16 protein-coding genes are annotated in these 18,219 nt (G+C 38.6%); 3 read left to right on the forward strand and 13 right to left on the reverse strand.

Features of this window, described 5'->3' with window-relative positions; all coding sequences use genetic code 11:
• Positions 1 to 158: 158 nt before the first annotated feature.
• The 7 genes from ACKVEV_RS16380 to ACKVEV_RS16410 all read right to left on the reverse strand — a co-directional run bounded on the left by ACKVEV_RS16380 (position 159) and on the right by ACKVEV_RS16410 (position 7,440).
• Positions 159 to 761 (reverse strand): class I SAM-dependent methyltransferase, encoded by a 603-nt coding sequence (locus ACKVEV_RS16380; protein ID WP_409367356.1) that lies wholly within the window; start codon positions 759 to 761, stop codon positions 159 to 161.
• Between the two features lie 133 nt (positions 762 to 894).
• Entirely contained in the window at positions 895 to 2,832 is a 1,938-nt protein-coding gene (locus ACKVEV_RS16385) for a CotH kinase family protein (protein ID WP_409367357.1), read from the reverse strand.
• A 48-nt stretch (positions 2,833 to 2,880) separates the two neighbouring features.
• A complete protein-coding gene (locus tag ACKVEV_RS16390; RefSeq protein ID WP_409367358.1) occupies positions 2,881 to 3,564 on the reverse strand; it encodes a DUF4956 domain-containing protein in 684 nt (227 codons plus the stop codon).
• Positions 3,565 to 3,580: 16 nt separating this feature from the next.
• Complete coding sequence (locus tag ACKVEV_RS16395) at positions 3,581 to 4,282, reverse strand: polyphosphate polymerase domain-containing protein (RefSeq protein WP_409367359.1); 702 nt, start codon at positions 4,280 to 4,282, stop codon at positions 3,581 to 3,583.
• A gap of 18 nt (positions 4,283 to 4,300) precedes the next feature.
• Positions 4,301 to 5,164 (reverse strand): peptidyl-prolyl cis-trans isomerase, encoded by an 864-nt coding sequence (locus ACKVEV_RS16400; protein WP_409367360.1) that lies wholly within the window; start codon positions 5,162 to 5,164, stop codon positions 4,301 to 4,303.
• 178 nt (positions 5,165 to 5,342) lie between these two features.
• Entirely contained in the window at positions 5,343 to 6,770 is a 1,428-nt protein-coding gene (locus ACKVEV_RS16405) for an ATP-binding protein (RefSeq protein ID WP_409367361.1), read from the reverse strand.
• Positions 6,754 to 7,440, reverse strand: a complete 687-nt coding sequence (locus tag ACKVEV_RS16410) for a response regulator transcription factor (RefSeq protein ID WP_409367362.1) — start codon at positions 7,438 to 7,440, stop codon at positions 6,754 to 6,756. Before ACKVEV_RS16410 ends, ACKVEV_RS16405 begins: the two co-directional genes overlap by 17 nt.
• 329 nt (positions 7,441 to 7,769) lie before the next feature.
• Here ACKVEV_RS16410 and ACKVEV_RS16415 point away from each other — a divergent pair, with 329 nt between their 5' ends.
• A complete protein-coding gene (locus ACKVEV_RS16415) occupies positions 7,770 to 8,105 on the forward strand; it encodes a heme oxygenase (RefSeq protein ID WP_409367363.1) in 336 nt (111 codons plus the stop codon).
• A 300-nt stretch (positions 8,106 to 8,405) separates the two neighbouring features.
• Here the strand turns inward: ACKVEV_RS16415 and ACKVEV_RS16420 are convergent, their stop codons facing one another.
• Positions 8,406 to 9,422 (reverse strand): YeiH family protein, encoded by a 1,017-nt coding sequence (locus ACKVEV_RS16420; protein ID WP_409367364.1) that lies wholly within the window; start codon positions 9,420 to 9,422, stop codon positions 8,406 to 8,408.
• A 113-nt stretch (positions 9,423 to 9,535) separates the two neighbouring features.
• Between ACKVEV_RS16420 and ACKVEV_RS16425 the strand changes: the two genes are divergently transcribed.
• Entirely contained in the window at positions 9,536 to 10,423 is an 888-nt protein-coding gene (locus ACKVEV_RS16425; protein WP_409370576.1) for a LysR family transcriptional regulator, read from the forward strand.
• Between the two features lie 33 nt (positions 10,424 to 10,456).
• Here ACKVEV_RS16425 and ACKVEV_RS16430 read toward each other — a convergent pair whose 3' ends face one another.
• Positions 10,457 to 11,377 carry a LysR family transcriptional regulator gene (locus tag ACKVEV_RS16430; RefSeq protein ID WP_409367365.1) on the reverse strand — a complete coding sequence of 307 codons (921 nt, stop codon included), beginning with the start codon at positions 11,375 to 11,377 and terminating at the stop codon, positions 10,457 to 10,459.
• A gap of 134 nt (positions 11,378 to 11,511) precedes the next feature.
• Here ACKVEV_RS16430 and ACKVEV_RS16435 point away from each other — a divergent pair, with 134 nt between their 5' ends.
• A complete protein-coding gene (locus tag ACKVEV_RS16435; protein WP_409367366.1) occupies positions 11,512 to 12,702 on the forward strand; it encodes a coenzyme F420-0:L-glutamate ligase in 1,191 nt (396 codons plus the stop codon).
• A 698-nt stretch (positions 12,703 to 13,400) separates the two neighbouring features.
• On the opposite strand, the gene ACKVEV_RS16440 is transcribed toward ACKVEV_RS16435, so the two are convergent.
• The 4 genes from ACKVEV_RS16440 to ACKVEV_RS16455 form a co-directional block, all read right to left on the reverse strand.
• A complete protein-coding gene (locus ACKVEV_RS16440) occupies positions 13,401 to 14,570 on the reverse strand; it encodes a M20 family metallopeptidase (protein WP_409367367.1) in 1,170 nt (389 codons plus the stop codon).
• Positions 14,571 to 14,598: 28 nt separating this feature from the next.
• Entirely contained in the window at positions 14,599 to 16,014 is a 1,416-nt protein-coding gene (locus ACKVEV_RS16445; RefSeq protein WP_409367368.1) for a YfcC family protein, read from the reverse strand.
• A 723-nt stretch (positions 16,015 to 16,737) separates the two neighbouring features.
• A complete protein-coding gene (locus ACKVEV_RS16450) occupies positions 16,738 to 17,493 on the reverse strand; it encodes an amino acid ABC transporter ATP-binding protein (RefSeq protein ID WP_409367369.1) in 756 nt (251 codons plus the stop codon).
• A gap of 13 nt (positions 17,494 to 17,506) precedes the next feature.
• Positions 17,507 to 18,208: an amino acid ABC transporter permease gene (locus tag ACKVEV_RS16455; RefSeq protein WP_409367370.1), complete on the reverse strand. Its 702-nt coding sequence runs from the start codon at positions 18,206 to 18,208 to the stop codon at positions 17,507 to 17,509.
• Between the last annotated feature and the right edge of the window lie 11 nt (positions 18,209 to 18,219).

Genomic DNA, 18,219 nt, shown 5'->3' on the forward strand with positions numbered 1-18,219 from the left:
AAGGAATAAATTAAAAATCAACATCGTTTAACTATACTAGGTGCATACTTTGCTGTCATGGCTGTTCGAGTGAATGGGAGTGAGGCGTGACACTCTAGCTTAGAACACCGCGCCTGCGGAAAAGGAGCTTCTTGAACGAATATCACCCCCACTGAAAGTTAAGCCTTTTTTAAAGCAAATACACAAAGACGTTCATTAATATTTGTTTCATTTTCTAAATGCACCTCATGTATCAACTCAAAAGGTGTACCATGATGTAAAAACTGCAAATAATCATACGGAGGATAATATAAAATAATGTGAATATCACGCATATTTTGCTCAAACGACTCCCAAATATGGTGAATGACCGTACGAAATATATTAATGGAGAATGGATTAAAAAAGAAAAAGACATTATCACACGGCATGATTTTGTAGTTTTCTGCTATTGTATGAACAAATGAAATGGCGTTTGGGGAGCCATGTTTTCGACAATAGCTTTCCTTATTATGCTCGGCCTCTGCATAAAAACCTGCATCCATTTCTACGCCGATTGTCGGAATGTGAAATTTATGATGAATATAAATAGGGACCCGCCCTTTTCCACAGCCCATATCAATGAATACGGGATTTTCAGGCATTTCGTATTGGGAAAAGAGCTGTTCTAATCCCGCATAGGGCGTTGGCTCGTATCGATGGTAATGCGCAAGTTTAGGAAATCCATATTGTTCGCCGATCGTATTAATGTGCAAAAGTTTATCAAATTGATGTTCATTCATCCTGTAAGTACTCCTCGAAAAAAGAATGCTTTATTTTATCACGGAAAAAAGCAAACAACCTATCCAAAAGTTTTGGATAGGTTATTTTTATTTAACAGAATATTCTTAATCGTTTGGGTGCCTGGCACTTTTTTTACCGTCCTCTTCGGTTAAATCTAAAGACGAAGAGCAGTGCAGCTATTAAAAATGAAAACGACGTAGTTGCTGTTACCACGGTACTTTTATCGATTCCTGTTTCTTGAACAGTTTGTCCATTCCCTTGGTTAGGGCCTCCCATGCCATCTGGCCGTTGCATAGGACCGCCATTTGCTCCTCCACCTTGTCCATTGCCCATACCACCTTCAGGCATTTGCGATGGGTCGAAGTCTTCTGGTAATTGACTTGGGTCAAAGTCTTCTGGTAATTGACTTGGGTCAAAATTGTCAGGCATTTGCATCGGGTTGCCATTGGCTTCATCATTTTTGTTGCCATTTGGCATGTCTACATTGCCTTGTGCAGTTGCACTTGTTTCGATAACAAGTTCACCTGACAGTTGCTTTAAGATAGATTCAGAACGTTGTTTAGCAAATTCAGGTAGACTGTTGTCTCCTGCCACACCTTCTAAAAACTGCTCAGTTGTATAGAATTTTGTCGGGTCTGCTTCCTCATAGCTTGTTAGTAGCGTCGCCAAATTGTTTGTAATCGACTGTATATAATCTTCCGTTAAATAAGTCGTTGCGAGTTCTTCTAAATAACTTTCATACTTTGCACGATATGTTTCATTAGACAATAAGGCATTTAATAGCGGGCGCTCTTCTAAAGTTGTCCCAGATACCGGTGTCGTGATGCTAAAGTTAATTGCACTATCTGCCATTAAATCTCCAGACATTCCGCCTCCCATATCAAAGCCACCTTTATTGCGATTGGCGTTTGCTTGTCCTTCTTGTGACTTGTCCCCGTTTGACTGCCCCTCTTGTGCTTGCTCGCCATTTGGTTGCCCATTTTGAGGAAGTTCACCATTGCCTTCTCGAGGTTGTTCACCGTTTGGCTGACCGCTTTGTGGTTGCTTTGTTGCTGCTGTATTTGCGTTGTCTTCCGTCTCATCTGCGGATAAGTTCTTATCAGCATTTCCACGCATTTGATTTGGATTGCCGCCACCCATTCCGCCACCGCCAACACCGAAGCCGCCGAATGACATATTATAATCCCACGGTATAATAGAAAATACACCTTTATTCTCATACAAATAGTAGTTGTGCTTCATATTCCCCTGGTAGCTATCTAGATTGACTAGCGCCGTATTGACAGCGAAGTAGCGAAGCATTTCATCGACATCAAGATATTTTTCGATATCTCCACCGTTATTGATGGCATCAAGCATTTCAATTAACTTCGAGTTATCAATATTATCTTCATTCGTTTTTAAACCAATACCGGTATAGTCGTCAATATTATCACTAATATATTTCAAATCACTGCCTGTACCGTCTGGTTTAAATAAAAATCCATCATTGGAGCCGTAATTATTCGCTAAAAATGTTTCATCGACCGCTTCTACCCCTAGATATAAGCCCCGTTCTTCTCCATTAACCGTCACATACATATAAGAGTGAGCTGGTGTCGGTAAGCCCATTTTTTCCATTAACTCATACGATAGATATTCGCGCATTAACGTTGAATCACTGTAATTGTTGTTTAAATTTAATTTCTTCAAGCCGTATAAGCTTTGGTTGTCATCATAGTAGTCAAAATCGATTTTCAAACTATACCGATCGGAGTCACTATTCACAACAGAACGTAGCGATAAATTTCCTTTTGTACGAATCGCTACATTTTCTACTTTCTTGCCGTTAATTGTAACATCGGCTTGCTTTAGCTCCTCATCAGCTGCGTTTTCTAGCATGTCCTCCCAATCCTCTTGTGGTATTTCAATATCAACAGTCGTTACTTTGCTTTTATTAAACACAAGAGTCTCATAGGAAAATTCCGTATTTTTTGTTTCAATGCCTAAGCTTGGAAGCACAGCAACCATCACGCCAAAGAGTAGGAGGAGAATCGCCATACTAGTATAGACAATTCGATTTTTAATCATTGACTGCACCTCTCTTGCTCGTTGTTAGAAAACTATTGTTCATTTTCATTATGCTGTGAAGTTACCATCGTAGCTAAGCATAATGGCTGATTTGACACCAGGTACGTTTGTTAAATTGTCCATAAACTTTGTATCATTTTGCTTGACGCGAATTTCATACGTTGTTTCGATTTCATCATTTTGAATAATTGATTTCGATTTTAAAGCATACTTTTTAGACTGTGCAGCAATAATTTGCTCCACTTCTTCACAAGCTACATCTTCTTCAAATTTCACAATTAATAAGTAAGGATTTTCAATTGTAATTTTATTGACTAATACTAGTAGCACTAAACCAATTAAAATAGCGCCAATAATGACAAGTGGAATGAATCCTGCGCCACAAAGAATACCTGATACGATTGCCCAGAAAATATACACTAAATCCATAGGGTCTTTAATCGGTGTACGGAAACGAACAATTGATAACGCACCTACCATACCAAGTGACAACAAGACGTTAGAACTAATCCCCATAATAACGAGCGATGTTGCCATCGTCATAATGAGTAACGAAATATTAAACGAGTGCGAATAAATCACACCATTAAAGGTTTTCTTATATACTGCGTAAATAAATAGCCCGACAAAGAAAGCAACAACTAGTCCAATGATTGAATCTGTTAATGAGAATGATGTTGTTTTCTCTAGAAAATTCGATTTAAAAATATCACTAAAATTCATATTATCCATTTTTCATTTCTCCTTCTTATACATGCATACGACTAAGCTGGTATTTGGAATAGGCTTCAGCACGTGTATCCACTGATTGTAGTAAATATTTAATAATATCCGGCAAATACTCATCGTATTTAACTTCTAAAATAACGAGGTTCGGTTCAAGTACATCCACCATCGGTAGATTTTTATTGAACATATCTGTATTACGCAGGCTTGACTGCACTTTACTATCGAACGTTACACGTACATTGCCGTAGGGGTAAATATACGCTTCACGCTCATAATCGACTACCGTTGTCGGCTTAATTTGGTGATATTTCATCTCATGAAATAATTCCCGTATTAACACACGGTCATCTTTTTCCATCCAATCAATGTCCCCAATCCGCATTTTTTCGTACTCCGATTGCGAAATCACACACTTCGTTTTAAACGTTAAATTATTGCGCTTACTTTTGCGCTCTAAATTCACTAAAGCAGCTGATTTCCCATAAATACGAACTCGGTATTTATCTCGATTAATAAAGCCTTCTTTTTTTTCATTCAATACTTTGTTAGCAAAATTATCGAAGTATGTGCTGCGAATTAAATATTTCCCATCCGGACCTGCATTGTGATCTAGCTTCATCAAATGCTGGACTTTACTTTTTAAGAGTGCGTAGTCTGGATAAGAGATTGCCTGTTTAATTTCCTTGCGACCATTTGGGTTGAAAGATGTTAGTTTAGGCATGCTGTATTCTCCTTCCTACTATTTCTTTGTAATTTTGTATTGCTCTTGTTTCTCGGTTAACCAAGTCGAATATTCTTCATTGATACGTGATTCCAATAAGGTTTCATAAACTTCATCTTTGACATCTTCAAACACAGCTTCTTCAGCAGGCACTTTACCAGTCACTTTTATAATGTGATAGCCTTCTGCAGACTGTACCACACCGCTAACTTCATCTTTTTCAAGCGCGAATGCTGCTTCTTCAAACTGCTCGTCCATTTGACCGCGGCTAATATAACCTAAATCCCCACCGTCTTCACTCGTATCCGTATCTATTGAATACGTCTTAGCTAGCTCTGCAAAATCTTCACCCGCTTTTAACTTCGCTTCAACCTCTTTTGCAGTTGCTTCATCTTCAAGGAAAATATGGCTTGCAGCAACTTGTTCCTGTTGACCGTAGTCATCCTTATTTTCTTCGAAGTATTGTTTTAATTCCTCATCGGAAATATCAATACTATTTGCGATAACGTTTTTCGTCAGTAGGTACATACGAATATTATCTTGGACACTGTCTTTCGTTAGACCATTTGCATCAAGTGTTTCCTGCAACGCATCTTCGCCGCCATATGACTCTACTAGTTCATCATATTCCGCTTTAATAGCGTCATCTGATACCGTAATATCCTCTTTTTTGGCCTCAAGCTCAATTATTTTATTGTCGATTAGCGTATTTAGCATTTCTGCTCCATATTGACTGCGCAACGCTTCATCTAACTCTGTCTGAAGAATTTTTTCACCGTCCACTGTTGCTACATAATCAGTACTGTCACCACAGCCCACTAACAGCATCGTGAATGCAGCCGGAACAGCAATTATCTTGATAAACCTTGAATATATAGCCATTCTCTATAACATCCTTTCGTTTATTTCCTCGTTTACATTCCTTACTATATAGACCTTATGTGTCAGTCAGATGTCAGCATTACAATTCATGCAAAAATTTTTACAAATACATTGAGGAAGCTTCATAATACCTTTACAAACTGCTCTCTCTTTTCACAGCAAAAAAGCTACCACGCCTTTACAGCGTAGTAGCTTTTAACAATGTTATTTCAAAGCATGTTCCTGATTCATTACTTTCAACTAAACGTAAATCACCGCCAATGGATTGAGCCATCATTTTACTTAACGGTAACCCTAACCCTAACCCTCGAACCGCGTACTTTTTATTTTCACCTCTATAAAATCGTTCAAAAATAAATGCTTGATCTTCTTGTGATATGCCGTTGCCCGTATCCTGTACGGCAATTATGACGCGATCCCGCTTATGCTTTAATGTAATCGTCACACAGCCTTCCTGCATCGCTTGCTTTGCATTGGTTAGAAGGTTTGTGAAAACTTGCTGTATACGAACAATGTCAGCCTGCACATTGACTGGCTCTGGTAGATAGTGTACTTCCAATCGAACATTTTGCTCATCATCTAACACTTCCCATTGTGCGACAGCATCTCGCACTAGATGGTTAACATTTACCGCTACAAGCTTTACAGGGATAGCGTCCACTGCAAAACTATTGAACGCTAATAAATCACCAACCATCGTTTTCATTTTCGTCGTTTCTAGTAATGCCATTTGAATAAATTCTTCGGCATCTTTCCCCGTTACTACTCCATCTCTTACCGCTTGCAATAACCCACTAATGGACGTAACGGGCGTTTTTAGCTCGTGCGTCACACCTGCAAGTAGCTCGGTGCGCGTCCTCTCTAATTGTTCTAGCTTGTTGGCCATTTCTTTAAAAGACGTAACAAGCTCGAATACTTCCTGTTCTTTATTATTTTGAGGTAAATCAAATGCATAGTTGCCTTCTTGTACTTGTTTAGCAGCTTCAGCTACTTGCTTAATTGGACGTACTAAGCGTTTCGATAAAAAATAAATGGCTCCCCATCCAAGGACAGCAAGTGTACAGATAAGTAGGGCGAGCTGACCATATGCTTGCTGAACTTTCGTCAAGTTTTCCTTTTTTTCTAGCACCAGCACCCATCCGACTACCGTATTGTCTTTTTCAATTTTCTTTTTCACTACATAGTTAACCGTCTTTTTGCCATCCGATACGAGCACAATTTTCTTCGTACCTTCTTCATCATTTAATAAGTTGGCGACATTTTCAGTACTTCCCGGTGGCATCGGCCGATTAGTTGTTAAAACATTACCTTTTACATCGACTACATATAAAATTGGATCAATTTCTCTCATACTAAATCGTTCTCGATTCCCAATAAAACCTGGTAATCCATCAGTAGGCGCATTGTTTATACCCGTTGTATCCGTCAAACGATAAACGGTCTCTTGCGCTATAAAATTCATCAGCTCAAGCCGATTCTCTAAGGCAGTGTGCCGAATCCAACTAGCGGAAATAAACGATATAATGGCTAGCCCTATAAAAAGTGTTAGTAAATATCGGCTCGTCCAATAATTGAGTAAGGAGATGCGCTTATTTTTTTTGAACACTTAACTGATACCCCAATCCACGTAAAGTTTTAATCTCTCCTTCTGCTTCATCCCAGTCTATAAGTGCTTTCCTCAATCGCTTAACCGCTAAATCAACAGCGCGATCGCTTCCCTCATACTCCCAACCCCACACATGTTCAATAAGTTGATCTCGCGTAAATGTTTGATTGGGATGTTCTGCTAAAAATAAGAGCACCGATAAGTCTCGCGGTGTTAATACGATTTCTTGACCATTCAGAAAAACTTGATGTGCCTGCATATCAATTTCCAGCTGACCGAATCGCTTCTTTAATGAAGAATGCTGATTGCTTTTTGCACGTCTTAAAACAGCTTTTACACGTGCCACTACTTCATCAGCTATAAATGGTTTAGGGATATAATCATCTGCTCCTTGATCGAAACCTTCTAGACGGTAATTTACATCCCCTAACGCCGTTAGCATAATAACTGGACAAGCACTCTCATTGCGAATTTCGCGTAAAATCGTCCAGCCGTTTTTTTCAGGTAACATAATATCTAATAACACTAAATCGGGCTGATGCTCCATAAACAGCTCGAGTGCCCGACCACCAGTAAAGCACTGCACCACTTCATAGCCAACCTTTTGCAAATAGGCTTTCAATACTTGGCTAATTGCATACTCATCTTCCACCACTAAAATTTTTGTCATGACTTTTCCACCCCGACACCGGCATTTTTGGTTTTTATTATAGCCTCTATTTATGTCAACTAAATGTCAGCAAATGTTTAAATGGTAGCTCTATTATGTATAATCGCCAACAGATTGCTAACGCTATCCATCACAAAACCTCGACAGCTACCTTATGGATATATTTAAATATGTACAAAAACATTTATGTTCGCTTAAATTGTCATTTTCCTTTGCAATTCTGTTGACAATGACTTCCTGTGGCACTTATCATTGATTGCGAATGATAATCATTGATAATTCATTCGATTGTAGTTTTATTTTCATTAAAATGATTAGGGGGTAATAGTATGATTATTGTTACAAATCGTATTCAAGTAAAGCCTGGTTTCGCAGCAAAAATGGCACCAAACTTTACGAAACCAGGTCCTCTACAACAGTTCGAGGGCTTTCATAAAGTAGAGGTACTGATCTCGACTGATGATCCTACATATGACGAAATGAGCGTCAATATGTACTGGGAATCGAAGGAACATTTCCAAGCTTGGCGTAATAGCGATGCTTTTGCGGCAGCTCACCAACGTCCTGAGCCTGGATCTGAAGGCGCTAAACCTGAGAATAGCCCAATTATCGGCAGTAAAATTGTTATTGCTGAATTAGCTTCTTCTATTGAAGCACAGCAATAATAACGAATTGTAAACCTATTTATCTTCTGATTCTATCTAAAAAACCATGCATATTTCTACAAATATGCATGGTTTTTTCTATACAAAGTGCCAGGCACTCACACAATTTTGAATATTCTAACCAATCAACGAATTAAAAATCCATGTTAACTTCTGCGGGAACACACGCAACATAAGCCGCAACAAACCGCGCGACAACGAGGGTTGTGGCTTATGTTATGCCCGCGGAAAATGCAGTGGATTGTTACGTTTTAGAAGGGCAAGTACCAAGAACAAGTGCCAGGCACTCACACAATTTATTTATTGGAACACGACTACTAAAATGTAGCCGACAACTGATAAACATATGGAGCCGATTAGCCCTGCGATAAATGCTTTAATGCCCAATTGCTTAAACGTTTTAATTTCTACATTCAATCCTAAGCCCGCCATCGCCATAGCAATTAGAATATATGCACAGTTCACAAATGTTTGCGCAACTGCTGGTGGCACAATACCTAGTGAATTAATACCGCTCATTACTAAAAACCCGAGAATAAACCAAGGGATAATAGATAGAGAAAATGCTTTATTTCCTTGGTCTTTATCTCTTCTTTGATACATAATACCAATTATGATTGCCACTGGTACTAGCAATGCGACGCGCGTTAATTTTACGATGACCGCCATATCAACAGCTTCATCTCCACCTGCTGACGCAGCCGCAATCACATGCGCTATTTCATGCAAAGTCCCTCCAGCAAAAATACCATATTGCGTTGGTGTTAAACCAAATATCGAGTACAGCACTGTATAAACAAGTGTAAATAGCGTTCCAAGCAATGCGACAATCGCTGCACCTACTGCTGTCTCTTTTTCATTGGCTTTAATTTGAGGCGCAATCGCCACGACAGCCGCAGCTCCACAAATCGCTGTTCCGCACGCTGTTAAAATGCCGAGCTTTGTATCGACATGAAACAATTTCGTTAAGCCGTACACGACAAATAGTGCAAACACTAAATTAATAAATGCAATCAGAAAAACACTCGCCCCTGCATGATAAATATCTGCTAAATTCAAGCGCATCCCGAGCAAAATAATACCTAATCGTAATAGTTTTTTACTTGAAAAAGATATCCCCGTTTGCCATGCAGTAGGTACACTAAACGCCGCTCTCCACGCCATACCTAAAATAATAGCTATTACTAGCTGCCCTAATATTGAAAAGAAAGGAAATGTTGAAATATACTTTGCCACTAAGGCAAGTCCTAACGTCAATATAATCCCCTTTATAAATGGTGGCGCTAGGAATTTTTTAATCCCTTGTTGTTGATCCATGCTGTCCACTTCTTTCATTCTTTATGATTATTACTTTATAAAAAAGGTAATCATTAGTAAAATACATATATATAATTACTATCATTAATATTTCTAATTATAGGGGTGGTATGATGCAGTACGATGCGTTAAAAACTTTCGTTACTTTAGTTGAAGTCAAAAACTTTACGAAAGCCTCAGAAATTTTACATATTTCTCAACCTAGTGTGAGCCTACATATTAAAAACCTTGAACAAGCGTTGCAAACAACTTTATTTATTCGCTCGCCAAAAGCTGTGCAAATTACACCAACTGGCGAAATATTATATAAACGCGCAAAGCAAATAATGGCGATAGCAGAGGCTGCAAAGGAAGATATTTTAGCCTATCATCACTCGATTCAAGGGACGCTCGTTATTGGTGCAAGCTTTACGATTGGAGAAAATATTTTGCCATCCATTCTGTCGAAACTTCAACAACAATTTCCTCAATTAGAGCTTCAAGTTATTATTGGCAATACCGATGAAATTATTCAAATTACTAAGCTCTTACAAGTAGATATTGGGCTTATTGAAGGGCAAGCACGTGACAATGAGTTAATCATTCAACCTTTTATGCAAGATGAATTATTTATTGTTAGTGCAAGTAACCACACCCTTGCAAAGCAATCATCTATTACTATTTCACAATTGCAACGACAAAAATGGGTAGCACGTGAAGTTGGCTCAGGCACGCGTAATTATTTAGACCATCTATTTCGAACAAATGGTCTTCAAGTCCATTCACTACTAACAATTAGTAGCAACCAAGGCGTAAAGGAAAGTGTGATTGAAGGGCTTGGCCTGTCATTATTGTCCGGTAGTGTGATTGAAAGAGACATCAAAAATGGCGATATTGCCATTTTGCCGCTTGTAGAACAACGTTTTATACGGACTTTTTCCTATTTGCACTCGCCTACAATGAAAAATAAGCGCAATGTAGAAGCCCTTATTGAATTTATTACGAAGAAAAAAGAAACATAAAAAGCTTAGCAGACTATGATTTAGTCGCTAAGCTTATTTCAATGGTCTAGGGTTTATCGCTTTCCGAGCCTGTTTACGCTCAATAATTTCTACAAACTTCGTAGCTGCACGAGACAATGGCACACTTTTTAAATAACACATACCAATACTACGAGTAGGAATACTCTCCGTCAATGGCAACTCGTAAAGAAGCCCACGCTGTAAATAGTCCATAGAAAATTCTTTCGTTACACATGCTATTCCTAAATTACTACGTGCAAATTCAAGCACGAGATCATGTGAGCCGAGTTCAAACTCCGGTGCAATTTGTATACCTTGCCCCATTAAATAATTTTCTACATAGTTTCTTGAGTTTGATTTTTTCTCTAGAAAAATAAGGGGAAACTTTAATAAATCTTCATAGCTTAAGCGCTTTGATTGCAATGTTTTATATTTCTCTCCACATACGAAAATATCTTGTATTTCCGTGCACACTGTTAATTGTAGGCTGACATCTTCCAGTGGGAAATTACAAAGCCCTACATCCACTTCACCTGATTTAATAAAATTGCATATTTCAGAGGTCGTACCATTTAGCATCTGTAGCTTAATATTCGGGTACATCGTATGAAAAGCCTCCAAATATGGCATTAAAAAAAAGCGCGAAATCGTATCCCCTACCCCTATTTTTAACTGACCAGTCGTTAAGTTTTTAAATTCCAGAAGCTTTTCCTCACCAGCATCTAAAAGACCTAATGCTGAGTTTGTATATTCATACAGTAGTTTCCCCTCTGTCGTTAATGTGACACCCTTAGGTGTACGGTTGAAAAGTCGTGTACCAAGTTCTTTTTCTAATTGCATCATAGCTTGGCTCACTGCTGGTTGTGTCATAAATAAATCTTTAGCCGCCCTAGAGAAGCTACTATTTTTAGCAACAACACTAAAGACACGATATAAATCTAATTTCCCAATCATATAAGTACTCCTTATAGCTATTATACGAACTATTAATTTTACTTATATCATTAACTAAGCGTATAGTAAAATCATATTGATTTTATTCCTATCATTAAAAATTAACATATAGCTATTTATGAGGAGAGATTATTTTGGAACGTGTAATTGGTACAGTTGTAAGAGGTCTTCGTGGTCCAATCATTAACGAAGGCGATAACATCGAACAAATCGTGGTCGATACAGTGTTAAACGCTGCTAAAGTGGAAGGCTATTCAATTGAAGATCGTGATATTGTTACAGTAACAGAATCAGTTGTAGCTCGTGCTCAAGGTAACTATGCATCAATCGATGACATTGCAGCGGACGTAGCTGCTAAATTTGGCGACGATACTGTTGGTGTAATTTTCCCAATTTTAAGCCGTAACCGCTTTGCAAACTGCTTACGTGGTATTGCCAAAGGTGTTAAAAAAGTTGTATTAATGCTAAGCTACCCATCTGATGAAGTTGGTAACCACTTAGTTGATATCGATGAATTAGATGTTAAAGGCATCAACCCTTGGACTGATACATTAACAGAAGCTGAATTCCGCGAACACTTCGGTTATAAAAAACACACATTTACTGGTGTGGATTATATCGAATACTACAAAGAATTAATCGAAGCTGAAGGTGCTGCTTGTGAAGTAATCTTCTCAAACAACCCAAAAACAATTTTAGACTATACAAAAAGCGTTTTAACTTGTGATATTCACACTCGCTTCCGTACAAAACGTATTTTAACGGCGAACGGTGCTGAAAAAGTATTCTCATTAGATAATATTTTAGCTGTATCTGTAAATGGTTCAGGCTTCAATGCTGAATATGGTCTACTTGGTTCAAACAAAGCGACTGAAGAAAGTGTAAAACTATTCCCACATACTTGCCAGCCAATCGTTGATGGCATCCAAGCAAAAATCAAAGAAGCTACTGGTAAAACAGTAGAAGTAATGGTTTATGGCGATGGCGCATTTAAAGATCCAGTGGGTAAAATTTGGGAGCTAGCTGACCCAGTTGTATCTCCTGCCTTCACTGCTGGCCTAGATGGTACTCCGAATGAAGTAAAATTAAAATACTTAGCAGATAATGACTTTGCTGATCTTCGTGGAGAAGAATTAAAAGCCGCTATCTCTGAATATATTCAAAATAAAGATGAGGACTTAACTGGTCAAATGGCCGCTCAAGGTACAACACCTCGTCGCTTAACAGACTTAATCGGTTCTCTTTCTGACCTAACTTCAGGCTCAGGCGATAAAGGAACACCAATGATCTACATTCAAGGTTATTTCGATAACTATACAAAATAATACGCAATAAGAGAAAAACGCTCACCTAACTAGGTGGGCGTTTTTCTTTGCAGATGATTACTGCCGTTGATTTACGCTACGGACTGGCGCTTTCCGTGGGCACACCGTAAGCCGCAACCGTCGCTAGCGCGCCGCTCGTTGCGTCTTACGTTCTGTGCTGTTCCCGCAGGAGTCACCAGCCCTTCGCTTAAATCCACTGAACACAAAAATTTCACTGTCTACTATTATAGTAATTGTGAGGTGAAGGCAATGATGTTTGCTTCTTCAAAAACTGACGTAGTTAAAATATATATTGATGATTACTGCCACTGATTTCCGCTGCGGACTGGCGCTTTCCGCGGGCACACCGTAAGCCGCAACCGTCGCTAGCGCGCCGCTCGTTGCGTCTTACGTTCTGTGCTGTTCCCGCAGGAGTCGCCAGCCCTTCGCTCCAATCAACAATATACGTGAAGAACTTTGAAAGTCGCTTCTATCAAAGCAAAAAAATGCATAGTTACATCCTACGAGTGAAACTAAGGGAATCGCTGATAGAAGTCCTACAATCGCTGGTAAACTTTCCATAATCGCCGATAGAAGTCCTACAATCGCTGGTAAACTCACCTCAATCGCCGATAGAAGCTCACCACTGTAATTCAGCGGAACGCAACAGAATAAACGGCACTATAGTAAAAACCCCCGCCAACAAGGCGGGGGTTCTTTTATGGACATAAAGTCCGTGCGATATTTTCAAAATAGCGTACGCCGTAAATAAGGGCATCCTCATCAATTTTAAAGCGCGGATGATGTAAAGGATAAGCTTCACCGAAATCTTCGTTATGTACCCCTATAAACTGCATAGAAGAAGGGACAGCTTCCGAAAAATCGGCAAAATCTTCTGTGCCGAACATTGGAGCAGGTAATTCTTGCACACCCTCTACTCCAACAATTTCAGACGCAATACGACGTGATAAAGCCGTAAGCTCCTTATCATTCGTAACAGAAGGACAACCAAGCTCCCACTTAATCTCCACGTTCGCTCCATGCATGGACGCTATACCATTCACAATCTTCTCCAAATGCTGACGAGCCTCAACACGCACTGTCGCATCTAGCGAACGAATCGTACCGCCAAGCTCTGCCGTGTCCGCAATAATATTTAACGCTGTGCCACAATGGAATTTTGCAACCGTTAAAACAGGCGCATGAATACTTGGTACTTTACGTGACACGATGGTTTGCAGTGCCACAACAATTTCAGAACCTATTAATAATGGATCGATAGCTACTTCAGGCATAGATGCATGGCTACCACGTCCATAAAGTTTAATTTCAAAATCATCTGCAGCTGCTGTAAATTTTCCGTCCTTCATAGCAAATTGACCAACTGGATAATCAGGGCTGACATGTAGGGCAAATGCATAATCCACATTATCTGCAATACCTAAAGAAACGAGTTGAGCAGCTCCCCCTGGTGTTACTTCCTCGGCATGTTGGAAAACGAAGCGAATTTCACCATGAAAGTCCGTTCCCCGCTCTGCTAATGCTTTTGCAGCTCCCAACAACATCGCTGGGTGTGCATCATGGCCACAAGCGTGCATAACCCCTGGATTTTTTGATTTAAAGGGTAGATCAGTCTCTTCTTCAATCGGCAATGCGTCGATATCCGCTCGCAATAAAATTGTATGACCCTGACCATCTGTCTTCGTCCCTCTTAAAAATGCACAAACGCTTGTTTCAGTTAAGCGTTGCACTTCTAAATGTGGAAATGTGATTAATTGATCATAAATATATTGCGCTGTTTGATATTCTTGATGGGACAACTCTGGATGCATATGTAAATGCTGTCTCCAAGCAATAACCTGTTGTTTTAAATCAGTCGTTTCAATCATTTGCAAATCCTCCTATCATTCTACTAAGTTAAAATGGCCCGTAATTCATAACGTGCGCAATAATTAATAAAATTATAGCTAAGCCTGTTTGAATAGCGAAGTATGGGAACACCCATTTAAACCATTTAGAAAATGGAATACCTGCGATTGCTAAACCTGCTAACAACACACCACTCGTAGGAATAACCATGTTGGAAATACCGTCTCCAAACTGGAAAGCCAATACGGCCGTCTGTCTTGATACACCAATTAAATCTGCTAACGGTGTCATAATTGGCATTGTTAAAGCCGCTTGTCCACTTCCTGAAGGCACTAAGAAATTCAAGCACAGCTGTAGTAAGAACATGCCCACCGCATTAATAGAAGCAGGTAGTACACTTACAGCATTCGCTACAAAATGTAATATTGTATCAATCAAACCACCAGCTGTCGTAATAACTAAAATCGTTTGGGCGAATCCGATGATTAAAGCACCCTCAACCATATCTCGAGCGCCTGAAATAAAGCCTTCAGCCATTTTATTCGGGCTCATTTTACAAATGATCGACATAATAATACTACTTAATAAGAACACGCCACCAATTTCACTGATATACCATTGAAATTTAATAACGCCAACGATTAATGCGACAAAATTCGCTAATAACACAAGTAATGCTAAAAAGTGGCGTCCACTCATTTTAAAATCTAAGTCGATTGCAACACTTTCCTCTGGCTTAAATTTCCCGTAAATTCCTTTAGACGGATCATTTTTTACTTTTTTAGCATGCCTAATAATATAAATAACCGTTAATAGATAAAAGACGAAAAATACGATAATTCTATAAGACATACCTGAGTACATAGGCAATTCAGCAATCGTTTGAGCAACCCCAATATTAAACGGATTGGTAATTCCCGATGTAAATCCAGTGGCTAATGTCCCTAGCATAACAATCGCAAATCCTGTAATGGCGTCCATTCCAAGAGCCATCGTTAGCGGGATAATAATCGCAATATAGACTAACGTATCCTCAGCAGAACCAATTAACGTTCCTAAACTACCAAAAATTAATATAAGAATAGGAATTAACACGTACTCCTTCTTACCAAACTTAGAAGCCATTACTTTAATAAATGAATCAATAGCTCCTGTTTTTTGCATAATACCAAGCGCACCACCAAATAAAAATACAAATAAAATAATGGAGGCACCTTCTAGCAACCCTAAATGGACACTATTAAATATTTGAAGAAAACCAACTGGACTAGAATCGATATAGTGAAATGATTCTGGATCGACAACCATCCGCCCATTATTATCTACTCGATCGTACTGACCGGCAGGAATAATATAGGTAAGCGCGCTCATTACTAAAATAATGATAAACATTAAAACAAACGCATTAATACCTTTCATTTTAGGCTCTTCTAAATTATTATTTTCTTCTTGTAGATTTGCCATTCTCTCTCCCCTTTACATTCGTAAAATCAACACTTCAAAAGTAGAAACTTGCTACATAAGACAAGAAATCTACTCCACCCCCTTTTTCCGTTATACGGAAATATATTCCGATAAACGGAAATATATTAGTAAAAATATAAAAAATTAAAACTTAAATGTCAATATTTTTTGATAATTCTGTTTTATAAAGTATTAAAATTTTATACACATTACAGCGAAAATCTACTACATTAATCAATTAGCGAATTGTACTATTCCTTATGCTTGATTTCTAAAAACTCTCTAAAAACAATTGCTCACCATCCCCTATTTATCTATTATTCTTGCCCTACAAACAATAAAGCTCGAGTACTATTAACACCCCATTTATATAAAAATCTGTTGTTTTACCATTGAAAAAGCAACTTATTTTTAGTAAAAATCTATTATTTAACAAGACCGAAGTTCGTGTCGTTTTTAGAGTAAATAACGTCTCCCCAGTAAAATTCCAATGAGCCATCACCAATATTCAGAAACGTGTCAAATGTATAAATATGTATTTTTATGCAATATTACTACTTTCTTTTCTTCTCTCAATCCGTCCGTAATATGTCTTTTTTAATATATGAAAATAACAAAAATCTGCTCGACCTTTCTTAGTCAAAGCAGATTCCTTTTTCTCTATGAATTTAGAATTGGTCCCGTAACTCTGAGATGAAACATCCATTCAGCCATGCTTGCTCCCTAAATATAAAATGTATAATCCTCAGGTGTTACACGTTTTAAAAACCTCTTCGTCCGCTCCTCTTTTGGACTTACGAAAATTTCATGCGGGCTTCCCTCTTCCACCACAACGCCACCATCCATAAAAATAACGCGGTTTGCTACATCTTTTGCAAAACCCATCTCATGCGTTACAACAAGCATTGTTGTGCCCTCTTTTGCAATATTTTTCATTACCGTCAGCACCTCACCGACTAACTCTGGATCAAGCGCAGAGGTCGGTTCGTCGAATAAAATAATATCGGGATTCAAAGCTACAGCACGGGCAATACCAACACGCTGCTGTTGACCACCTGATAACTGACTTGGATAAGCATCATACTTATCTGACAGACCTACTTTGTCGAGCGCCTTTTTGCCGATTTCAATGGCTTCAGCCTTTGCTATTTTCCGACCAATAACAAGCCCTTCTGTAACATTTTGTAACGCAGTTTTATTCGTAAAAAGGTTATAATTTTGAAAAACAAAAGCGACGCGTTTTCGAATTGCATGGATATCCTTATTCTTCACATTTTGAAAATCCACATCGATATTTCCGAATGTCGCATGCCCTTGATCGGCCTTTTCTAAAAAGTTAATGCAGCGCAATAACGTCGTTTTACCGGAGCCACTTGGGCCTAAAATAACGACGACATCCCCTTTATCAATCGATAGGTCTACACCTTTTAAAATTTCATTGCTGCCAAATGATTTATGAATATTTTTGATTTTTAACATGTCGGTTCACCCCTTAGGCATTTGCCATTTTATATTTGCTCAAATGTTTCTCGTATCGCTTAAATAGGTATTCAACCGCACTACATAAAATTAAATACACGATAAAAATATCAAGATATGCTTCTACATAATTGTAACCAACATTGGCAGCCACTTTCGCCTTCAGTGTAATTTCCGGCAAGGACATGGCATAGCCTAATGACGTCGCTTTAATTAAGTTCACAGTAGCCGTACAAATATTCGGCATTGCAACGACTAAAGCTTGCGGAATAATAATACGTCGATAAGCTTGAAATGTCGTTAAACCGACCGCGTGCGCTGCCTCTAGCTGACCCTTCTCAATAGTGCTTAACGCCGAGCGGAAGACCTCTATTAAAATAGCTGTTGTACTAAAAGCAAAAACAATAAATGCATACCAAATCGGATTGATTTTATAAATATCATAAGTAATATGATATTTTTCAAAAATCATTTTTAGGATAAGTGGAATACTACTATAAATGATGAATATTTGAATAATAATTGGCGTACCTCGAACAAAAGATACATAAATCTTCGCAAGCTGATGAATAACGGGGATTTTATTAATGCGGGTTAGTGCTAATAAAAATCCTAGTGGCAGGGCAACAAGCAAAGCAACAACCGTTACAAGGAGTGCAATCGGTACACCGGATAATGCCACAAAAAAAGTTTCCACTAAAAATTGATAGTTCATGATTACGCCTC

The sequence above is a fragment of the Lysinibacillus sp. 38-6 genome, assembly GCF_046245175.1.
GTDB lineage: Bacteria > Bacillota > Bacilli > Bacillales_A > Planococcaceae > Lysinibacillus.